The sequence below is a fragment of the Flavobacterium hydrocarbonoxydans genome, assembly GCF_009789235.1.
GTDB lineage: Bacteria > Bacteroidota > Bacteroidia > Flavobacteriales > Flavobacteriaceae > Flavobacterium > Flavobacterium hydrocarbonoxydans.
This window is the reverse complement of sequence record NZ_WSTB01000005.1, coordinates 88,346-108,090: the sequence shown is the minus strand read 5'-3', so window position 1 is coordinate 108,090 and position 19,745 is coordinate 88,346. Positions and strand designations below refer to the sequence as shown.

20 protein-coding genes are annotated in these 19,745 nt (G+C 34.4%); 5 read left to right on the top strand and 15 right to left on the bottom strand.

Annotated elements, in window-relative coordinates; translation table 11 throughout:
- The first annotated feature begins 105 nt into the window (after positions 1–105).
- A complete protein-coding gene (locus GON26_RS10580) occupies positions 106–576 on the top strand; it encodes a hypothetical protein (protein WP_160374785.1) in 471 nt (156 codons plus the stop codon).
- Positions 577–700: 124 nt separating this feature from the next.
- A complete protein-coding gene (hemN, locus tag GON26_RS10575; RefSeq protein WP_160374784.1) occupies positions 701–2,065 on the top strand; it encodes an oxygen-independent coproporphyrinogen III oxidase in 1,365 nt (454 codons plus the stop codon).
- A 7-nt stretch (positions 2,066–2,072) separates the two neighbouring features.
- On the opposite strand, the gene GON26_RS10570 is transcribed toward hemN, so the two are convergent.
- The 8 genes from GON26_RS10570 to GON26_RS10535 all read right to left on the bottom strand — a co-directional run bounded on the left by GON26_RS10570 (position 2,073) and on the right by GON26_RS10535 (position 10,725).
- Positions 2,073–2,774 carry a sulfite exporter TauE/SafE family protein gene (locus GON26_RS10570; RefSeq protein WP_160374783.1) on the bottom strand — a complete coding sequence of 234 codons (702 nt, stop codon included), beginning with the start codon at positions 2,772–2,774 and terminating at the stop codon, positions 2,073–2,075.
- A gap of 46 nt (positions 2,775–2,820) precedes the next feature.
- A complete protein-coding gene (locus tag GON26_RS10565; RefSeq protein WP_160374782.1) occupies positions 2,821–3,270 on the bottom strand; it encodes a FixH family protein in 450 nt (149 codons plus the stop codon).
- Between the two features lie 11 nt (positions 3,271–3,281).
- A complete protein-coding gene (gene ccoG / locus GON26_RS10560; RefSeq protein ID WP_160374781.1) occupies positions 3,282–4,700 on the bottom strand; it encodes a cytochrome c oxidase accessory protein CcoG in 1,419 nt (472 codons plus the stop codon).
- Positions 4,701–4,705: 5 nt separating this feature from the next.
- The gene (locus GON26_RS10555; protein ID WP_160374780.1) at positions 4,706–5,644 is read right to left on the bottom strand and encodes a cbb3-type cytochrome c oxidase N-terminal domain-containing protein; all 939 of its coding nucleotides are present in this window, start codon (positions 5,642–5,644) and stop codon (positions 4,706–4,708) included.
- 1 nt (position 5,645) lies between these two features.
- Positions 5,646–5,834, bottom strand: a complete 189-nt coding sequence (locus GON26_RS10550) for a CcoQ/FixQ family Cbb3-type cytochrome c oxidase assembly chaperone (protein WP_160374779.1) — start codon at positions 5,832–5,834, stop codon at positions 5,646–5,648.
- A gap of 7 nt (positions 5,835–5,841) precedes the next feature.
- The gene (ccoN, locus tag GON26_RS10545; protein ID WP_160374778.1) at positions 5,842–8,028 is read right to left on the bottom strand and encodes a cytochrome-c oxidase, cbb3-type subunit I; all 2,187 of its coding nucleotides are present in this window, start codon (positions 8,026–8,028) and stop codon (positions 5,842–5,844) included.
- A gap of 2 nt (positions 8,029–8,030) precedes the next feature.
- On the bottom strand, positions 8,031–8,222 hold the full coding sequence (gene ccoS / locus GON26_RS10540) for a cbb3-type cytochrome oxidase assembly protein CcoS (RefSeq protein WP_160374777.1): 192 nt from the start codon (positions 8,220–8,222) through the stop codon (positions 8,031–8,033).
- Between the two features lie 109 nt (positions 8,223–8,331).
- On the bottom strand, positions 8,332–10,725 hold the full coding sequence (locus GON26_RS10535; RefSeq protein ID WP_160374776.1) for a heavy metal translocating P-type ATPase: 2,394 nt from the start codon (positions 10,723–10,725) through the stop codon (positions 8,332–8,334).
- A 200-nt stretch (positions 10,726–10,925) separates the two neighbouring features.
- Here GON26_RS10535 and GON26_RS10530 point away from each other — a divergent pair, with 200 nt between their 5' ends.
- Positions 10,926–11,612, top strand: coding sequence for a Crp/Fnr family transcriptional regulator (locus GON26_RS10530; RefSeq protein ID WP_160374775.1), 687 nt, complete (start codon positions 10,926–10,928; stop codon positions 11,610–11,612).
- Here the strand turns inward: GON26_RS10530 and mazG are convergent.
- From mazG to def, 3 genes are all read right to left on the bottom strand, one after another.
- Entirely contained in the window at positions 11,607–12,377 is a 771-nt protein-coding gene (gene mazG / locus GON26_RS10525; protein ID WP_160374774.1) for a nucleoside triphosphate pyrophosphohydrolase, read from the bottom strand. The genes GON26_RS10530 and mazG overlap by 6 nt on opposite strands.
- 100 nt (positions 12,378–12,477) lie before the next feature.
- On the bottom strand, positions 12,478–12,957 hold the full coding sequence (locus tag GON26_RS10520; protein ID WP_160374773.1) for a DUF5606 family protein: 480 nt from the start codon (positions 12,955–12,957) through the stop codon (positions 12,478–12,480).
- A gap of 64 nt (positions 12,958–13,021) precedes the next feature.
- Entirely contained in the window at positions 13,022–13,612 is a 591-nt protein-coding gene (def, locus tag GON26_RS10515; protein WP_160374772.1) for a peptide deformylase, read from the bottom strand.
- A 200-nt stretch (positions 13,613–13,812) separates the two neighbouring features.
- Between def and GON26_RS10510 the strand changes: the two genes are divergently transcribed.
- Complete coding sequence (locus GON26_RS10510) at positions 13,813–16,035, top strand: FUSC family protein (RefSeq protein WP_160374771.1); 2,223 nt, start codon at positions 13,813–13,815, stop codon at positions 16,033–16,035.
- A gap of 44 nt (positions 16,036–16,079) precedes the next feature.
- Here the strand turns inward: GON26_RS10510 and GON26_RS10505 are convergent, their stop codons facing one another.
- The 4 genes from GON26_RS10505 to GON26_RS10490 all read right to left on the bottom strand — a co-directional run bounded on the left by GON26_RS10505 (position 16,080) and on the right by GON26_RS10490 (position 18,657).
- Positions 16,080–17,579: a malate:quinone oxidoreductase gene (locus tag GON26_RS10505; protein WP_160374770.1), complete on the bottom strand. Its 1,500-nt coding sequence runs from the start codon at positions 17,577–17,579 to the stop codon at positions 16,080–16,082.
- Positions 17,580–17,693: 114 nt separating this feature from the next.
- Positions 17,694–18,110, bottom strand: a complete 417-nt coding sequence (ruvX, locus tag GON26_RS10500; protein ID WP_160374769.1) for a Holliday junction resolvase RuvX — start codon at positions 18,108–18,110, stop codon at positions 17,694–17,696.
- A 42-nt stretch (positions 18,111–18,152) separates the two neighbouring features.
- Entirely contained in the window at positions 18,153–18,434 is a 282-nt protein-coding gene (locus GON26_RS10495; protein WP_160374768.1) for a type II toxin-antitoxin system RelE/ParE family toxin, read from the bottom strand.
- A complete protein-coding gene (locus GON26_RS10490) occupies positions 18,424–18,657 on the bottom strand; it encodes a hypothetical protein (RefSeq protein WP_160374767.1) in 234 nt (77 codons plus the stop codon). The genes GON26_RS10495 and GON26_RS10490 overlap by 11 nt, the downstream gene beginning before the upstream one ends.
- 161 nt (positions 18,658–18,818) lie before the next feature.
- On the opposite strand from GON26_RS10490, the gene GON26_RS10485 reads away from it, so the two are divergent.
- The gene (locus tag GON26_RS10485) at positions 18,819–19,634 is read left to right on the top strand and encodes a 2,3,4,5-tetrahydropyridine-2,6-dicarboxylate N-succinyltransferase (protein WP_035683702.1); all 816 of its coding nucleotides are present in this window, start codon (positions 18,819–18,821) and stop codon (positions 19,632–19,634) included.
- The last annotated feature ends 111 nt before the right edge of the window (positions 19,635–19,745 follow it).

Here is a 19,745-nt window from a genome sequence, read left to right as displayed (position 1 = left end):
TAAATAACTGAAATTAAGCCGAAGAATATCTTCTTCAAATCTAAAACCGTTTGCAAATTGGTAAACTGTTTATTATTTCATTTCATTTCATTTAATTATAACAATATGGATACATCTGTAACTATTATAGGACTGGTGATTGCACTCATCGTAGCCGTTCCCTTGTATTTTTCTGCACGAACAAATGCTGTTAATAAAGCCAAAATTCAAAATATAAAAAATAGATTCAACCCTTTAAATCATTTTCATTTTGATCAAACCGAATCGATCAACAAAAAAGTACTGACTATTGATCAAAAAAACAGAAAGTTTATTTTGATGAATTTCAATCCAAACCAACAAGAAGCTACGTTTGTAGATTTGAAAACCGTAAGTTCCTGCAAACTGAGTTTGACATTTGACGGAAATTCAGATACGATTATAAAAATTGATTTTGAGTTTCTGGATAGAGAAACCCAAAGAAAAAATATAGTGCCGTTTTATGATTTTGATGATGATCGTATTAAACAAATTAGTGTTTATCAGGATCATCAATTTGCCAAAAAGTGGCTCAAAATCATTCAGGATTCTATTTAGTGTTAGTTATTTAATTCAAAAAAAGAGGCTCATTATTGGGTCTCTTTTTTTTTGGATTTATATGATAAATATCATTTAGATCATGCTTTAAACAGTCTATTTTTGAATATCTTAAACTACTTTTATGACTGTTTCTTTAATACAAAAATACAATGTTCCAGGGCCAAGATATACTAGTTATCCAACAGTTCCTTATTGGGATGAAAATGATTTTGATGCTTCGAAATGGATAGCCTCACTTCAGAAATCATTCTCAGAAAGCAATGCTGAAAGCGGAATTAGTCTATACATTCATTTACCCTTTTGCGAAAGCATGTGCACTTTTTGCGGCTGCAACAAACGCATTACCAAAAATCATTCGGTAGAAGAATTTTACATCAAAGCATTATTGAAAGAATGGAGCCTGTATTGCCAGTTATTACCCGAAAGACCTCTAATAAAAGAAATACATTTGGGCGGCGGAACACCCACTTTTTTCTCTAAAAACAACTTAGAACACCTCATAAATGGCCTTTTTAGTTATGCTAATAAAGCTGAAAATTATGAATTTAGTTTTGAAGGGCATCCGAACAACACAACCTACGAGCAACTTCAAAAATTGTATGATTTAGGCTTTCGCCGAGTGAGTTTTGGCGTTCAGGATTATAGCGAGAAAGTGCAAAAAGCGATTCATAGAATTCAGCCTTTTCATAATGTGGCCAAAGTTACTTTTTGGGCCAAAGAAATTGGCTACACTTCAATTGGTCACGATATTATTTTTGGTTTACCATTTCAAACCACTGAAGATGTTGTGGATACTATCGAAAAAACAAATTCTCTAAAACCAGATCGCCTGGCTTTTTACAGTTACGCTCATGTACCGTGGATCAAGGGAAATGGCCAAAGAGGTTATGATGAAAGCAGTCTTCCTAAAGATGATGAAAAAAGGAAATTATACGAAATAGGTAAAACATTATTGTCTAAAAATGGGTATCACGAAATTGGTATGGATCATTTTGCCTTAAAATCTGATGAGCTGTTTGAAGCTTCAGTAAACCATAATTTACATCGCAATTTTATGGGCTACAGTGCCTCCAAAACTCAACTGATGATTGGTTTGGGCGTATCTTCTATAAGCGATAGCTGGTACAGTTTTGCACAAAACACCAAGAATTTAGAAGATTACTATCAGTTATTAGAATGGGGGAAATTACCCGTTTCTAAAGGTCATATTTTGACTAAAGAAGATTTAATAATTCGAAAACATATTCTGAATCTGACTTGTCAATTTGAAACTTCCTGGAACAATTCTGAAAATTATTTTGAAGAAATTCCAGAAGTAATCGCCAGTCTGAAAGAAATGGAAAACGATAATTTGATTGTTTTTGAGGGTACTACATTGAAAATTACCGAAGCTGGAAAACCTTTTATACGCAACATTTGCATGGCATTTGATTTGCATTTAAAGAGAAAATCACCCCAAACTAATTTGTTTTCGATGACGGTTTAAATGAATTTTAATAACAATTGGGACTGTTTTGCACAAACAAACTTACATGGGAAGGCGATACATACGGAATACCTAAACCTAATCCCCGGAGAATAAATAAAACGCCAATTATAAGAGCGAAGTATGGAATTACCTTTTGAATTTTATTCCGAAAAGGTACTTTTATAAGCGAATTAAGATATACTACAGCGGTCATCAAAGGCAAAGTCCCGATACCGAATAAAACCATGTATAAAACGCCTAAACTCGCACTCTGCATGGCAATAGCTCCAAACAAGGCAACATAAATCATTCCGCAAGGCAAAAAACCATTCAATAAACCAATAGTAAAAAAGGATTGGTAGGTTTTATTTTTAAACTGACTTCCTAAACTTGATTTGATTCTGGAAATCAATCTGTAAACTGGTTTTGAAAAATTATATTTTGCGAAAGTTTTTTCGGGAATTAAAACAATCAAAACCATGAATACCCCGATAAAAACAGACATATTTTGCTGCATTCCTGCCAAAAAAAATCCACGTCCTAATAATCCAAAAACCAAACCTATAGTAGCATAAGCGGTTAACCGGCCTATATGATAGGTTATGATTTGTGTTGCTTTTTTAGTTTCGTTCTGGCGGTCAACAGGAAGCATCATTGCAATAGGACCGCACATCCCGATGCAATGAAAACTACTAATAAGTCCAAATATAAAAGCCGAATACAACATTTTTTTTATTTTTTCACCACAGATTAATTGGATTTAAAAACTGCTTTTAATCTACATAAATAACTTCTTTCGAAAGGTATTTTTTCCCTTCGTATTGCCATTCCATTTTAACATCCCATTGTCCTTTTATGAGCTTTTTTTGAGGAATAACCAAAACTGAATTTATTAAAGCTAGTTGGGTATCAAAATCAAACTTTTTGTTTGAGGCACGATACATTTGTACATTTCCTTTTATATTTTCACTTTCGAAAGAAGCTGGAAAAACAATTTTAACGCCTTCTTTATTATATACAATTGATGGTTTTTCTTTTAAATTATGAGCGTTTTGTATCCGCGCCATTTCTTCCTGAAAATGCGAATCGTGTTTATAATATTCCTCGACAACCAAATCGTTATCGTATTTACTATTTGATTGTACTTCGAAAACAAAATATAAAATAAACGTCATAAAAAGCCCAAAGGCAATGACAATTCCGGTTCCCCAATTGATTTTCATTTGTATCTTTTTTAATTAAAACTTCGTGGTCCTAAAAAGTTTGTTGTCGTAGTCTCAAGCAATTTTTTCCCCTCAAAAACTCCAATTTTTACTTTTGTTTTATCACTTTCTAAAAGTGCCTGATCAATTTCTATAAAAAGAGTTCCTTGCGAAATTGCTTCTTTTTTAATTTTAAAATACTTTTTGCCTACATTTTTGATTTCTCCTTTTTGATCAATTAGTTCAAAATGAATATTATCGTAATCTTTCATGGTTTTATTGACAATTTTGTAGGTGTAAACATTGCTTATTTTCTCGCCTTTGTGCTGAAAAAGCTGTCCTGGCAAACGTAAAATAATAGCCTGAACGTCATTTCTTAAAAATAGCATTCCAACAAAAACACCAATCAAAATCAATAAAACTGCCGTATAACCTTTCATTCTGGCGGTAAACTTAAAAGGTGCTTTTTTCTCGATTTCATCCTCAGATGCGTATCGGATAAGTCCTTTTGGTAAACCAACCGTTTCCATAATCGTATCACATTCATCGATACAAGCGGTACAATTGGTACATTCTAATTGTGTTCCGTTTCTGATATCGATTCCCATCGGGCAAACGTGCACACATTGATGACAATCGATACAATCCCCTTTTCCGGCAGCACTTCTGTCTTCTTGTTTATTAAATTTTGCCCGGCCAGCTTCTTTCTCACCGCGTACAAAATCGTAAGCGACATTAATGGATTTATTGTCTAAAAGTACGCCTTGCAATCTTCCGTAAGGGCAGGCAATAATACACACCTGCTCGCGAAACCACACAAAGACGAAGTAAAAAACCGCTGTAAAAATCAATAAAGCAATGAAATTACCGGATTGCGCTATTGGTCCTTGTTCGACCATCAAAAAAAGTTCGTCGCTCCCTACTAAATACGCAAGGAATACATTGGCTATGCCAAAAGAAATCAGAAAAAAAACGGTCCATTTCATCAATCTTTTTCGGATTTTTTCTGCGTTCCATTCTTGTCTGGCCAATCGCGATTGTGCGCCACGATCACCATCAATCCAATATTCGATTCTTCTGAACACCATTTCAAGAAAAATAGTCTGGGGGCAAATCCATCCACAAAAAATTCTTCCGAAAATAACCGTAAACAAGACAACGAATACCACCCCAACAATCATCGAAATCACGAAAAGATAAAAATCCTGCGGCCAGAACGGAAATCCAAAAATATTGAAACGACGCTCTAAAATATTGAACATCATAAACTGGTTGCCGTTGATTTTTATAAACGGATTGGCGATTAAAATAGCCAATAAAACGTAGCTGACAATTTTTCGGTATTCATAAAACTTACCAGAAGGTTTTTTGGGAAAAATAAATTTTCGATTACCACTTTCGTCAATGGTACCAATGGTATCTCTAAAAGCGTCATCAGGTAAATTAGACATGATTTTTATTTTTTTACTTCTGTACTATCTGTTACTTTAGCTACCACACTTCCTTTTTTAGGTATGCTTTCGTCTATCCAAACTTCTCCTTCAGCCTCTTTTGGGTCTTTCGGATTACTGCCTTGCAAAGACAAAATATAACTTGATACTTTCTGAATTTCTTTTGGCTTCAGAGTCCCTTTCCAGGCAATCATTCCTTTTCCGTCACGTCCTCCATTGGTTACCGTGTGAAATAAATTTTTAATTCCACCACCTAAAATCCATTTATTATCTGTTAAGTTAGGGCCAATTTGCCCCCCTCCATCTGCTCTGTGACAAGCGGCGCAATTTTCGTTAAAAATGGTTTTCCCTGCTTCTAAACTTGGTGCATCCGTAAGCAACACTACCGATTTTTCATCCATCAGATCAGGAGCGGTTTTCAGGTATTCTTCTACATCTATTTTAGCCTGAGCCATTTCTTTTTTTAATTCGGTTTCCTGATCATCTCCTCCAAAAACCTCATAACGAGCAAAATAAATTACACCAAAAACGATTCCGATATAAAATAAATACACCCACCAAGGCGGTAAATTATTATCCAGTTCTTTAATTCCGTCATAATCATGATCCAGCAATAACTCACCTTCTTTTTCGATAGGTTGTGTTTTTGTTAGTTTTTGCATCAGGTTTTTATACCAGGTACTTTCTTTTAAACTCAAACTATCTTCAAGCTCTACTTTTGCTTTTTCTTCGGGTGACATTAATTGGTACAAAACCCTGTTTACGGCACTCAATGTAATTTCGATAGCAATCAAAATAAAGAGAAACACTGCTAAAAAAACCAAAACCATTGGGTATTTTACAAAAGCGGGCTGGCTACCAGAATCAATAAAATATTCCATCAATCCAAAAACGATGAAGAAAATCAGCGGTACTCTTACATATACTGGGAATATTTTTTTCATATTAGTTATCTTTTAAAATTAAACTATCATCTAAAGGTATCTGACTCATCTCATCAATTTTATCTTTTTTGTAACTGTACACCCAAAAACCAAGGCCTACAAAAAAGAAAAAGAATATCAAAAGCGAGAGAATTGGGTAGATTTCTATACCCGCTATATTCTCCATGTTGTGTTTTATTTGTTCGAACATAACTTTATTATTTAGAGATGTCTTTTACCTTAATATCAGTACCAAGTCTTTGCATATAAGCAATAAGCGCGACAATTTCTCTTTCGTTCATTGGAACAAATTTTTCTCCTTTTGCGGCTGCTTTTTTCTTGCTATCCTCATAACTTTTTACAAAATCGGGATCGTTTTCCAGATTTTTCTCAATTGTGATTGCCTGAGCTCTAAGCAATTTTCCTGCATTTGCAACTTCGGCTGGAGAATAAGGAACTCCAAGCGAAACCATGGCCTGCATTTTCTTTTGAGTTAATGAAATATCCATGGGTTTATTATCGAATAACCATTTATAACCCGGCATGATGGAGCCGGCTGATATACTTTGCGGATTCCAGAAATGATTAAAATGCCAGTTATCATTGTATTTCCCTCCTACTCTTAACAAATCGGGTCCTGTACGTTTTGAGCCCCAAAGAAACGGATGGTCATAAACAAATTCTCCGGCTTTTGCCTGAGGTCCATAACGCTCGACTTCGCTCCTGAAAGGTCGCACAGATTGCGAATGACAGCCCACACAACCCTCTCTGATATACAAATCGCGTCCTTCAAGTTCTAAAGGCGTATAAGGTTTTACGCTAGAAATGGTTGGAATATTCGATTTCACCATCAGTGTTGGAACAATCTGAATGACGCCGCCAATTAAAATAGCAATCGTAGCCAAAATCGTTAACTGAATTGGTTTTCTTTCTAACCAGGTGTGAAATTTTTCTCCGCTGATTCTACTACTGCTAATTCTTTGCAATGCTGGAGCTTGTGCTAATTCATCTTCGATGGTATCTCCTGCTTTTACCGTCATAATAATATTATAAACCAATATTATCATTCCTACTAAATATAAAGTTCCACCAATGGCTCTCATCCAATACATTGGCATGATTTGCGTCACGGTTTCAAGAAAATTACCATAGGTTAAAGTTCCGTCAGGATTAAATTGTTTCCACATCGAAGCTTGCAAAAAGCCAGCCACATACATGGGTAAAGCGTATAAAATGATTCCTAAAGTGCCTATCCAAAAATGAAAATTAGCCAGTTTTTTAGAGTACAAGGTGCTTTTTGTCATTCTGGGAATTAACCAATAAATGATTCCGAAAGACATAAAGCCATTCCAGGCCAAAGCTCCTACGTGTACGTGGGCTACGATCCAGTCTGTATAATGTGCTATAGCGTTTACATTTTTTAGTGAAAGCATCGGGCCTTCGAAAGTGGCCATTCCGTAACCTGTAATGGCTACCACAAAAAACTTCAAAACAGGTTCTTCACGAACTTTATCCCAAGCACCACGAAGCGTCAATAATCCGTTTATCATTCCTCCCCACGAAGGTGCAATCAACATTACTGAAAAAGCGACCCCTAAGTTTTGTGCCCAATTAGGCAAAGCCGAATACAATAAGTGGTGAGGTCCTGCCCAGATGTAAATAAAAATAAGTGACCAAAAATGTATAATGGATAATCGATACGAATATACCGGTCGATTGGCTACTTTTGGAACAAAATAATACATCAATCCTAAAAACGGCGTTGTCAGGAAAAATGCCACGGCGTTATGTCCGTACCACCATTGCACAAGTGCGTCCTGAACCCCTGCGTAAACCGAATAACTTTTCCAGCCAGATACCGGAATTTCGATATTATTGAAGATATGCAATACCGCAATGGTAACAAATGTCGCCAAATAAAACCAAATTGCCACGTATAAATGTCGCTCTCTACGACGGAGCATCGTACCAATCATATTGATTCCCATCACGACCCAAATTACCGCAATGGCAATATCTATAGGCCATTCGAGCTCTGCGTATTCTTTTGATGAAGTATAACCTAAAGGCAGCGTGATCGCCGCAGCCACAATAATAAGCTGCCATCCCCAGAAATGAAGATTACTTAAAAAATCACTAAACATTCTGGCTTTTAACAATCGCTGAAGCGAATAATACATTCCGGCAAAAAAAGCATTTCCTACAAAGGCAAAAATAACGGCATTGGTATGAAGAGGCCTTAATCTACCATAGCTAAGCCACGAAATCCCGTCGGTTATGTTGGGAAAAAGATACATTATTGCTAATGTAAGTCCGACTAACATTCCGACTACTCCAAAAAGGATGGTAGCATAAATGAATTTTTTTACAATTTTGTTGTCGTAATAAAACTGTTCCATTTCCATAATTAAACTTGTTTTTCTTCGGTTGATTGATTTTTATTTTGGGAGGTAATTTTGGTTTCGTCGTCAAAAAGCATTCTGACAGAAGGTGTATAATCATCATCGTATTGTCCAGATTTGACAGCTACAATAAAAGCGATAAAGAAACAGATCGCAACGAAAATACTGACTGATATTAATAGATAAATGACACTCATACCTTAAATTTATATTAACAAAATTACTAGGGTAAAGGCTTTTAAAATATGATAATTATCATAGTCAATGGGGTAAGTTAAATTTAGTAAAAAATAACTTAAAAATTATTTATAATGATTTTAAATTTCTGAATGCGAAGTAGTTAGACATAACAGTTACAAAACTAACAATTGTAACTGTACTCAGCGGCATAATGATTGCTGCCACTAAGGGTAATAAATTTCCTGTTATAGCAAACGAAAGTCCAACAATATTATAAAGAAGAGACAAGACAAAACTCATCTTGATTATTAAAATGGATTTGTGCGAAAGTTTTAAAAAATAATCTAATCTGGAAAATTCTGAAGCATCTAAAATCGCATCACAGGCAGGCGAAAAAACATTGACATTTTCTGAAACCGAAATTCCTACATTACTTTGTGCCAAAGCTCCGGCATCGTTGAGTCCATCACCTACCATCATCACGTTTTTGCCACTTTCCTGGAGCTTTTTGATGAACTCTAGTTTTTGTTCTGGCTTTTGATTGAAAATCAGTTCGGTGTTTTTAGGCAAAATAGTTTCTAAATTGGTTCTCTCCCCATCATTATCACCCGAAAGTACTTTTATTTGATACTTTTTGCTTAGAGCGAAAAACAACTTTTCGAGTCCATCACGATACTGATTTTCAAAGATGAATCTACCGTAATAATTATTTTCAATTTTGATATGAAGCGTCGTTTTTTCTATTTGAGAAACCTCTAAAACGGGTGCTTCAACAAACACTCCGGAACCAATTTGAATGTTTTTATTTTCGATAAAAGCCTGAATTCCTTTTCCTGTTATTTCCTCAAATTTCGCCGTTTTTATTTTTTGGGTTTCTGGCAAAAAATCATACAACATTCGGCTTAATGGATGATTTGAAGCACGAAGCACATTTTTTATCAGAACTATATTTTCATCAGAAAGTGCCATTCCTTCATATAAAATATTTGATTTTATGTTGGTTGTAATTGTTCCGGTTTTATCAAAAACAATGGTATCAACTTTTGCTAATTGCTCGATAACCAAAGCGTTTTTAAGATACATTTTTTGTTTGCCCATAATTCTCAAAATGTTTCCAAAAGTAAAAGGAGCCGTCAACGCCAATGCACAAGGGCAAGCCACAATCAATACGGCGGTAAAAACATTAAAAGCGGTATTGGCATCAAAAAAAATCCAATATCCAAAACCTGCAAGAGCTATCAACAACAGAATAGGTGTAAAATAACGGCTTATTGCATCAGTAATGGTTTTATGCTTTTGAAATACTTTTTTCTGAAAGATTTCATTACTCCACAACTGCGTCAGGTAACTTTGCGACACCGAATGCAAGACTTCCATCTCGATCACTTTACCAATTTGTTTTCCTCCCGCAAATATTTTATCACCGGATTTTTTCGTGGTTGGAACGGCTTCTCCAGTCACAAAACTATAATCAATCTCAGCTTTGTCGCTCATCAAAATTCCGTCAACGGGAATCAATTCCTGGTTTCGAATCAGCAATCTGTTTCCTTTGATAACATCATAAATCGGCACATTTTCTTCGGATGTATCCAAATTGATTCTCGTAACCGCAATCGGGAAATAGGATTTAAAATCTCTTTCGAAACTTAAAAAACTATAGGTTTTTATCTGAAACATTTTTCCAAGAAGCATAAAGAAAATCAATCCTGTCAGACTATCAAAGAAGCCAGAACCGTAGTTCATTATGACATCAAAAGTACTTCTCACAAACATTACGATAATTCCCAATGCAATTGGAATATCGATATTCAACATCCTGGATTTCAAACTTTTATAGGCCGAAACATAATAATCACTTGCCGAATATAATAGACTTGGCAAAGCCAAAACAAAAATCAGGGCTCTGAAAAAAGGTTTGTAATTATCGAGCCAAAATTCTTTGATTTCGAAATATTCCGGAAAAGAAAGTAACATAATATTCCCAAAGCAGAAAAAAGCAACACCTAATTTATAAGTTAAACTTCTATCGACATTGTTTTTTCCGGTTTCATAATTTTCTAAACTTATATAAGGTTCGTACCCAATAGAACTCAAAGTATAAACAATTTCTTTGAGCGAAACCGTTTCAGAATTAAAGGTAATCCTAAACTTTTTTTCCGGAAAATTTACTTGCGAAGTACTAATTCCAGACTGAATTTTATTTAGGTTTTCCAGAATCCAAATACAGGAACTACAATGAATATGCGGAATATTTAGCGATACAATGGCGGTATTTCCTTCCTGAAACTCAAGTATTTTTGATAAAATAGCTTCGTTGTCCAGAAAATCATATTTGCCCTGAATGTCTTGCGGACTGGCTCCTGGAGATTTTTCGAAATCATAATAACAGGTTAAGTCATGAAGGCTAAAAATTTCGTAAACTGTTTTGCATCCGTTGCAACAAAATATTTTTTCATCAAAATAGATTTCTTCGTTTTTAATAATCGTTAATCCGCAATGAAAGCAACTTTGCACGCTCATAATTTAGTTTTTTCTTCTTAACAAATATTCTAAAATGTTACAGATTTTAAATATGATATTTATCATATAGGCGAATTATAATTCTAATTTACTAAAATAAAGCCGTTTACAGAACTATTAAAAAAGTTTTCTATTAATTTTTGTGAAACGATACCTGAATCAATTTTAATAATGGTTAATTTTACACCAAACAAATAGCCATGAACAAATGCGACCAATGTATTGTAAGACAACTGTCTTCACTCAAAGCACTGAACAAAGAAGAAGTTGTAAAACTGGCTAATAGTAAAACCACCCATCATATAAAAAAAGGCGAAGCTATTTTTGAGGAAGGTGAAGTTACCAATGGTGTTTTTTGTGTAAAAGATGGTGTTGGAAAACTCTCTAAACTAAGCGCCAACGGAAAAGATCAAATTATAAAACTGGTAAAATCCGGAGAACTTTTAGGGCAGCGATCCATGATTAGCAATGAGCCAGCCAACTTAAGCGCAAAAGCGGTTGCTGATATGGAAGTTTGTTTTATTCCGAAATCTGAAATCATCCATTTCTTTAATAACAACAATCAATTTTCGATGAATCTGATGCAATCCATTTGTGAAGATTTGAAGGAGTCTGAAAACGATAAAATTGCCTTAGTTCAGAAAACCGTAAAACAGCGTTTGGCCGAAACTTTATTGTATTTGCATAATTCCTTTGGAGAAAATCCAGACAAAACCTTGAAAATACAGCTTTCGAGAGAAGAATTGGCCGGAATGATTGGCACTGCAACAGAAAGCTGCATTCGTTTATTATCTGATTTTAATAAATTGAATTTAATTGAATTAGTGGGCAAAAAAATCGTGCTTCAAGACCTAAAAGCTTTAAAAAAAATAGCGGAACAATTATAGTTTTTTAGCTTCGTTCCAAAACACATCCATTTCAGCTAAAGTCATATCAGCCAAGGGTTTTCCTAACTCCCCGGCTTTGCTTTCTAAGTATTGAAAACGCTTGATAAATTTTTTATTGGTACGTTCCAGAGCATCTTCAGGATTTACGTTTAGAAATCGTGCATAATTGATCATCGAGAACAAAACATCGCCAAATTCAGCTTCGATTTTATCCTGATCACCTGATTTCACCTCCACTTGTAATTCTTCAAGTTCTTCCTGAACCTTATCCCAAACCTGGTGAGGCTCTTCCCAATCAAAACCAACCCCTTTTACTTTGTCCTGAATTCGGCTTGCTTTTACCAAAGCGGGTAAACTTCTTGGCACACCTTCCAAAACAGATTTTTTTCCTTCTTTAAGCTTTAGTTTTTCCCAATTTTGTTTTACTTCCTCTTCATCTTTCACGACAGTGTCACTATAAATATGAGGATGACGGTGAATGAGTTTATCGCAAATTTCGTTGCAGACATCAGCCATATCAAAATCATGGGTTTCGCTGCCAATTTTGGCATAAAAAACAATATGTAGTAACAAGTCGCCCAACTCTTTTTTTACTTCATTCAAATCATTATCCAGAATCGCATCGCCCAGTTCGTAGGTTTCTTCAATGGTAAGATGTCTCAGGGTTTGCAAAGTTTGCTTTTTATCCCAAGGACATTGCTCACGAAGCTCATCCATAATAATTAGTAATCTTTCGAAAGCTTTAAGTTGAAGTTCTTTGCTCATTTTTGAAGTTTTTTTTGGGGTTGTACCAATGCTGTAAAAGTAAAAAATCCTGTCAAGAAAACATCTTAACAGGACTTATATATTTGAAGGTAGAAAACTACTATTCTTCTTTTTTAGCTTTTGCTTTTTTAGCAGGCGCTTTTTTTACTGGTTCTTCCGCTACAATTTCTTCAGAAGTTGAAGTTGCTGCAGGAGCTTCATCAGTCACTAAACCTTTTGCCTGCAAAGTGTTGTACCAGTTTAATACTTTTTTAATATCAGAAGGATATACTCTTTCTTCGTCATATTCAGGTAAAATTTCTTTGAAATAAGCCGCTAAAGTTGCGTTCTCTTCTTTATGAGAAATCGCTTGCCCTTTGTTTTCTTTTGTTGCAATACGATTCATCACTTCTGTTAAAGGTTTTTCGCCTTCGTACGTATAAATCGAAATTTCAGATAATAAACTTACATTACTTTTTAAGTTTACTGTGATTTTTTTTCCATCACTTAATGATTCTGCCACAAAACCTGTACGAGTTTGCACTTTCAATACATATAAACCTGGCTTCCCAGAAATGGCTAAAATTTTGTCTAAATTCATGTTTATTAAAATTTGTATTAAGAATTTGTTTTTTTATATCTTTTAGTTCTTTAAATCAGAACCATTATCTACCTTTTTTAGCCGCAGCAAACTTCATTCTGTATTCCTGAAATGTTTTGCCTTCGGTAATATTTTTTAATTTCTTCTGAATCAAACGCTTTTTTAATGACGATATTTTATCTGTAAATAAAATACCCTCGATGTGGTCGTATTCATGCTGAATAACCCTTGCAATCAAACCATCAAAAACTTCGGTTTTCATCACAAAATCTTCTTCGCAATATTCGATAGTTACAGTTGGTTTTCTATAAACATCTTCGCGAACATCAGGAATACTTAAACATCCTTCGTTAAAACTCCATTCTTCGCCTTCTTCTTTGATGATTTTAGCATTGATAAAAGTTTTTTTGAATCCTTTTAAATCCTTTTGTTCTTTTGTTGGTAAATCCTCGTCATCACTAAAAGGAGTGGTATCAATTACAAACAAACGTAATGCCATACCAACCTGCGGTGCGGCCAAGCCTACCCCGAAAGCATTGTACATGGTCTCGTACATGTTTGCTATTGTTTCTTTTAAGTTTGGATAATCCGGCGTAATTGCCTCACCCACTTTTCTTAAAACTGGATCACCATATCCTACAATTGGTAAAATCATTTGTATTGTTTTATGTATATATACTTGTAAATCCTGAATTTAATCACCTTAATTCAGCTGGCAAAAATAGTAAAAATTAGTCAATGAATAATTGTAAACAAGACATAAAATCGCATTTTTTCCATGCCTGTTAAAATGAACACTATAATTATGCCAAATTAATTCGTACAATTCTTACCTTTGTTTACAAACCTCTTTATATGTTTGATCGCGTCTCAAAATTTACCAATAGCACCTCGTTTATAAATGCAGCAAAAGTAACGATTGCCTCTGTTATTCCTGTTTTGGTTTTTCACTTTCTAGGGCATTTTGAAATTGGTTTTACGATTGCTTTAGGGGCTTTTTATACCTATCCAAGCGATATTCCGAGTACTTTAGTTCATAAAATAAAAGGACTGATTGTGGCTTCATTTATTGTTTCCGGAGTCAATTTATTAGTAAACTTTGCTTATCCATATCCCATTATATTTTATCCTTTTTTAGCTTTTTTGCTTTTTATATGCTCGATGATTTCGGTTTACGGACAGCGTGCCACTTTGGTTTCCTTTTCAGCTTTAATATCAATTTCCTTATCTTTTGGGCATTTGCATGAAGGCTGGGAAGCTTTTGAATATTCGGGATATATTTTTGCAGGTGGTATTTTATATTTGATTGTTTCGCTCCTTTTTCACTTCATTCAACCCTATAAATATGTTGAATTGCAAATTGCGGAAGGAATAAAACTAACGGCAAAATACCTGAAATTAAGAGGTGATTTATGGAGCCCTGAGGCCAATAGAAAAGCCATTATCGAAAAACAACTGAATGTTCAGGTAGAATTAAATCTGATTCACGAGGATTTAAGAAAAGTATTAATTGGCAACCAAAATACTTCCGGAACAACGAGTCAGAACAGAAAAATGCTGTTAGTTTTTATCACTTTGGTTGAGATTCAGGAACTGGCTTTATATACTTCGTTTGATCATAGTAAGCTTCATGAAAAATTTGACAAACATCCCGATGTCCTCAGAACGTATCAAAATGTAGCCTACAAACTGGCTTCGACTTTAAAAAAGCTTTCAAAAAATGTACATCACATTGCCAAATATGTGGATCGACACGATTTAAAAAACGAATTGGATGCACTGGAATTTGCAATTTTTGATTACGAAAAAAGATTAGGCAAAGACGAAGCTGCCGAAGGCGTTTTGATGCTGACTAATATGCTTAAATATGCTAAAAATCAGGTTGGGAAAATCAAAATAATTCAGCGTGCTTTTTCACTGGCCATGCAGTCTTACAAATTAAAAGACAAAGACAAAGAGCTGGAAAAATTCCTGACACCACAATATTATCCACTGAATACTCTGGTCGAAAATTTAAGCTTTTCATCCTCTATTTTCAGGCATTCTTTACGTTTGACTATTACTATTATAATTGGTTTTATAATCGGACAGTTTTTGCCTTTCCAAAATGTTTATTGGATCTTGCTGACCATAGTCGTTATTATGCGACCTGGATATGGTTTGACCAAGGAACGCTCGTATAATAGGATTTTCGGAACTGTTTTAGGAGGATTACTGGCTTTCGGAATAGTTTCTGTGATTCAAAATCATGTTGCTTTAAGTATATTGTCGATTATTTGTATGCTTTTAGGAATTTCTTTTACCCAAATCAATTACAAAATCAGTGCGACTTTTGTCACGATGTATGTGGTTTTTATTTATGGAATTTTGGTACCCAATATTGTCGAGGTTATTCAGTTTCGAATATTAGATTCGCTGGCTGGAGCCATTTTGGCATTCTTGGCCAATCAATTTTTATGGCCAGCCTGGGAGTTTATTAACACCCCAATTCATATCGAAAATTCCATCCGTGCCAATAGAAATTATCTTAAAGAAATTGCTGATTTTTATAACAAAAAAGGTGAAGTCCCTACTTCGTACCGATTAGCCAGAAAACATGCTTTTGTAGAAATTGGAAATTTGATGACCTCTTTTCAACGCATGATGCAGGAGCCCAAATCGAAGCAAAAACAGTTGCCTTTTGTTAATAAACTGGTTGTCCTCAATCATTCTTTATTATCAGCATTGGCTTCATTATCGACCTATATTCAATCGCATCAGACCACATCAGCATCAGAATCTTTTAATTACATCATCAAAACTATTCTGCTAAATTTAGAACATTCCATTTCAATTTTAAAAAATGAAACCATTTTAACCGATAGTTTTTTTGATAAAGAAGATGTGACTTTGCAATTTGAAGAAATGAAACGCAAAAATTTTACCCGTTTAGCAACCGATGACGAATTAGACAAAGAAACCCGTCAGGCAAAAATGCAGGAAGCCCAAATGGTAATCGAGCAATTGATCTGGATGAGCAACTTATCTGAAAAGATTTTGAAAATCACAAAAGACCTAAAAGCAACAAATCCAGATTAAAGTATCTGGATTTGTCGTTTTTATATAAAGTAAGTATTTGAATTTTAGTTGTTTTTCAACTTTAAAACTTCAGAAGTTTGTTTTCTCACTTCTGTTAAGAGTTCTGGATTTTCATTTAACTTTTGACCATAAGAAGGAATCATGTTCTTGAATTTCGCTTCCCATTCCGGTGTTTTAGCCTGATTAGTAAAACATCTGCTCACTAAATCTACCATAATCGAAACTGCTGTAGAGGCTCCCGGAGAAGCTCCTAATAAAACCGCAAGAGTTCCGTCGTGTGTATTGATTACTTCGGTTCCAAATTCTAAAACCCCACCTTCTTTTTCATCTTTTTTAATCACCTGAACACGTTGTCCTGCTTTTTCTAGCACCCAATCCTTAGAACGAGCAGTTGGCAAATATTCGCGCAAAGCTTTCATTCTGTCTTTAGGCGATTGGCGAACCTGCTCAATCAGATATTTGGTTAATGGAATATTATGATATCCCGCTGACAACATTGGGATTAAATTATTAGCTTTAATAGATAATGGCAAATCTAAGTAAGAACCATTTTTTAAGAAACGAGTAGAAAAACCTGCAAAAGGACCAAAAAGTAATGCTTTCTCACCATCGATTACACGGGTATCAATATGCGGAACCGACATAGGCGGAGCTCCAACACTTGCTTTACCATATACTTTTGCCTGATGTTTAGCAATTACATCTGGGTTGGTGCATTTTAACCATTGTCCACTTACCGGGAAACCTCCGTAACCGTTTCCTTCTGGAACATTCGCTTTTTCTAATAATGGCAAAGAACCACCACCAGCACCAATAAATACAAATTTAGTATAAGATTTTCGAGTATTTCCAGTATCTAAATCGGTTATTTTGATTCTCCAAGATTTATCTTCACGCTGTTTTAATTTTTTAACCTCGTGATTAAAATATAATGAAACACCATCTAGCTTTCCTAAATAATCAAACATACTTCTTGTTAAAGCACCAAAATTTACATCGGTACCAATTTCCATATATGTTGCTGCTAATTTTTCATCAGCTTCCCTGCCTTCCATTACAAGAGGCATCCATTTTTTTAGTTGCTCAAACTCTGTACTGAAAGTCATTTGAGAAAAAATTGGATTTTTTTGTAAAGCTTCAAAACGGGTTTTAAGATATTTTACGTTTTTGTCTCCCCAAACAAAACTCATGTGAGGAACACTTTTGATAAAATTCTCAGGTGAAGGAACTTTATTTTGCTGTACCAGATAAGACCAAAACTGACGGGAAACCTCAAAAGATTCAGCAATACTAATCGCTTTTTTTGGATCAATGCTTCCATCCGGTTTTTCAGGAGTATAATTTAATTCGCAAAAAGCAGAGTGTCCTGTACCTGCATTATTCCAGGCATCAGAGCTTTCTGCAGCAGCAACATCTAATCTTTCGTAGATTTCAATTTTAATATCAGGCTGCAATTCTTTTAAAATTACTCCTAGAGTGGCACTCATAATTCCAGCTCCAATAAGTACTACTTCACTACTTGAACGTATCGTTTGGTCGGGCATAACAGGGTATTTTATTTAAAATGCAAAGGTACTTTTTATAATTGCAAAAAAAAACTAATTTTTAGAAGATAATAGTTAGAAAATTGTGAAAATTTATGAAATAGAAGTTTGCTTTTAGAATCGTTTAGAAGACAGGTAATCCTGAAGCATTATTGTAGCCGAAATTTCATCAATCAATCCTTTGTTCTGGCGTTGCTTTTTGCTTAATCCACTATCAATCATTGTTTGAAAAGCCATTTTTGAAGTAAACCTTTCATCAACACGAACGACTTTCATATCGGGAAAAATATTAGAAAAATGGGTTACAAAACCTTTTATTATAGGAGCACTTTCTGATGGCTGTCCGTTCATTTGTTTCGGCTCACCAATTAATACGGCTTCGACTTTTTCTTTGGAGAAATAATCTTTTAAAAAATCAATTACTGTACTGGTTGGAATCGTAGTCAAACCCGAAGCTATAATCTGCATTTCGTCGGTAACGGCAATTCCAGTGCGTTTTTGTCCGTAATCTATAGAGAGAATTCTAGGCATTTAAATTATTTTTATCAAAGATAGAAAGGAATTTACAGAAGTCTAAAAAGAATCTTTGTATTTTATAAAACCAAAGACTGAAATATAATTTTCAGATTCATCTATATAATATGTTATTACATATCCTTTAAACACATAATCTCTTATATACTCATCGTTAAAATATTGAGATTTCTTAAAATGGAAAGGATTTCTTAAGTCTTTTTTGATATTTCTAAGTAAATCGTTTTTAAATTTCCTGGCTGCAAGTGGCTTATCATTTGAAATATAATGAACTTGTTTTTCTAATGTATACAAAAATTCCTCCTGAAACCTAATTTTCATACTTTGAAATTGTTTTTTCTAGTAGTTCATCTACTTCTTCCAACGTATAAAATTTTGCTGTTCCATTTTTAATCTTCGCAAAAGCCAAATCTAATTTCTTCTTGTTTTCTTCAAAATCAGGGTCTTCAAATTCAATTTTCAAATCATCTGAAGAAAAAGAACTCAATAATGCTAAGATTTTTTCTTTAATCTCTGATTTAAATTCTAATCTAATCGCTTCCATAATACTTTCATTTACAACACAAATATAAAGTATTTAATTCGAAAAATATTTTGGTTTAACACTTTTAAATAAAAACAAAAAGTTAAATATGTAACATTTTCAAAAGGTTTTGACCTAATATTTTTACTCAAAAACCTTATATTTGCCAAAAATTAAAACTTATGAATTCTTTACAAACTATTATAGAACAAGCTTGGGAAAACAGAGCTTTATTACAGGAAACAGCAACAACTGATGCTATTAGAGAAGTTATAGAATTGGTTGACGCCGGAAAATTACGTTGTGCTGAACCAGTTGGAGACAAATGGCAAGTAAACGAATGGGTGAAAAAAGCGGTTGTTATGTATTTCCCAATTCAAAAAATGGAAACATGGGAATCTGGTATTTTTGAATACCATGATAAAATGTTGCTAAAAAGAGGATACGCTGAAAAAGGAATTCGTGTTGTACCAAATGCAGTTGCACGTTATGGAGCTTACATTTCGAGCGGTGTAATTTTGATGCCAAGTTATGTAAACATTGGTGCTTATGTTGACGAAGGAACTATGGTGGATACCTGGGCAACTGTTGGTAGCTGTGCTCAAATTGGTAAAAACGTTCACCTGAGCGGTGGTGTTGGTATTGGTGGTGTTTTAGAGCCATTGCAAGCTGCACCGGTAATCATCGAGGATGGCGCTTTTATCGGTTCTCGTTGTATTGTGGTAGAAGGTGTTCACGTAGGTAAAGAAGCGGTTTTAGGAGCAAATGTATGCTTAACAGCTTCTACCAAAATTATAGATGTTACTGGCGACGAACCAGTTGAAATGAAAGGTTTTGTGCCTGCCCGTTCAGTGGTAATTCCAGGAAGTTATACTAAAAAATTCGCTGCTGGTGAATTTCAGGTACCTTGCGCTTTGATTATTGGTACAAGAAAACCATCTACGGACCTAAAAACGTCACTAAATAATGCACTTCGCGAATATGATGTAGCAGTATAATTTTAATATAAACTTTTTCGTATTTTTGCCGCGAATTGTTTTAAATAAAAAAGATTTAGAGAACAATGAAAACTGTTTTCTAAATCTTTTTTTATTTTATTACATCTTCAA

What these genes read in the sequence shown, in the direction of transcription:
- ccoN (WP_160374778.1), bottom strand. Translation starts at nt 8,028, where the DNA reads ATGGAAATGGAACAGTTTTATTACGACAACAAAATTGTAAAAAAATTC.
- GON26_RS10505 (WP_160374770.1), bottom strand. Translation starts at nt 17,579, where the DNA reads ATGCCCGACCAAACGATACGTTCAAGTAGTGAAGTAGTACTTATTGGA.
- ccoG (WP_160374781.1), bottom strand. Translation starts at nt 4,700, where the DNA reads ATGTCTAATTTACCTGATGACGCTTTTAGAGATACCATTGGTACCATT.
- GON26_RS10555 (WP_160374780.1), bottom strand. Translation starts at nt 5,644, where the DNA reads ATGAAAAAAATATTCCCAGTATATGTAAGAGTACCGCTGATTTTCTTC.
- ccoS (WP_160374777.1), bottom strand. Translation starts at nt 8,222, where the DNA reads ATGAGTGTCATTTATCTATTAATATCAGTCAGTATTTTCGTTGCGATC.
- GON26_RS10490 (WP_160374767.1), bottom strand. Translation starts at nt 18,657, where the DNA reads ATGGAAGCGATTAGATTAGAATTTAAATCAGAGATTAAAGAAAAAATC.
- GON26_RS10580 (WP_160374785.1), top strand. Translation starts at nt 106, where the DNA reads ATGGATACATCTGTAACTATTATAGGACTGGTGATTGCACTCATCGTA.
- GON26_RS10530 (WP_160374775.1), top strand. Translation starts at nt 10,926, where the DNA reads ATGAACAAATGCGACCAATGTATTGTAAGACAACTGTCTTCACTCAAA.
- GON26_RS10520 (WP_160374773.1), bottom strand. Translation starts at nt 12,957, where the DNA reads ATGAATTTAGACAAAATTTTAGCCATTTCTGGGAAGCCAGGTTTATAT.
- GON26_RS10565 (WP_160374782.1), bottom strand. Translation starts at nt 3,270, where the DNA reads ATGAAAATCAATTGGGGAACCGGAATTGTCATTGCCTTTGGGCTTTTT.
- hemN (WP_160374784.1), top strand. Translation starts at nt 701, where the DNA reads ATGACTGTTTCTTTAATACAAAAATACAATGTTCCAGGGCCAAGATAT.
- GON26_RS10570 (WP_160374783.1), bottom strand. Translation starts at nt 2,774, where the DNA reads ATGTTGTATTCGGCTTTTATATTTGGACTTATTAGTAGTTTTCATTGC.
- GON26_RS10495 (WP_160374768.1), bottom strand. Translation starts at nt 18,434, where the DNA reads ATGAAAATTAGGTTTCAGGAGGAATTTTTGTATACATTAGAAAAACAA.
- GON26_RS10550 (WP_160374779.1), bottom strand. Translation starts at nt 5,834, where the DNA reads ATGTTCGAACAAATAAAACACAACATGGAGAATATAGCGGGTATAGAA.
- def (WP_160374772.1), bottom strand. Translation starts at nt 13,612, where the DNA reads ATGATTTTACCAATTGTAGGATATGGTGATCCAGTTTTAAGAAAAGTG.
- GON26_RS10485 (WP_035683702.1), top strand. Translation starts at nt 18,819, where the DNA reads ATGAATTCTTTACAAACTATTATAGAACAAGCTTGGGAAAACAGAGCT.
- GON26_RS10535 (WP_160374776.1), bottom strand. Translation starts at nt 10,725, where the DNA reads ATGAGCGTGCAAAGTTGCTTTCATTGCGGATTAACGATTATTAAAAAC.
- mazG (WP_160374774.1), bottom strand. Translation starts at nt 12,377, where the DNA reads ATGAGCAAAGAACTTCAACTTAAAGCTTTCGAAAGATTACTAATTATT.
- GON26_RS10510 (WP_160374771.1), top strand. Translation starts at nt 13,813, where the DNA reads ATGTTTGATCGCGTCTCAAAATTTACCAATAGCACCTCGTTTATAAAT.
- ruvX (WP_160374769.1), bottom strand. Translation starts at nt 18,110, where the DNA reads ATGCCTAGAATTCTCTCTATAGATTACGGACAAAAACGCACTGGAATT.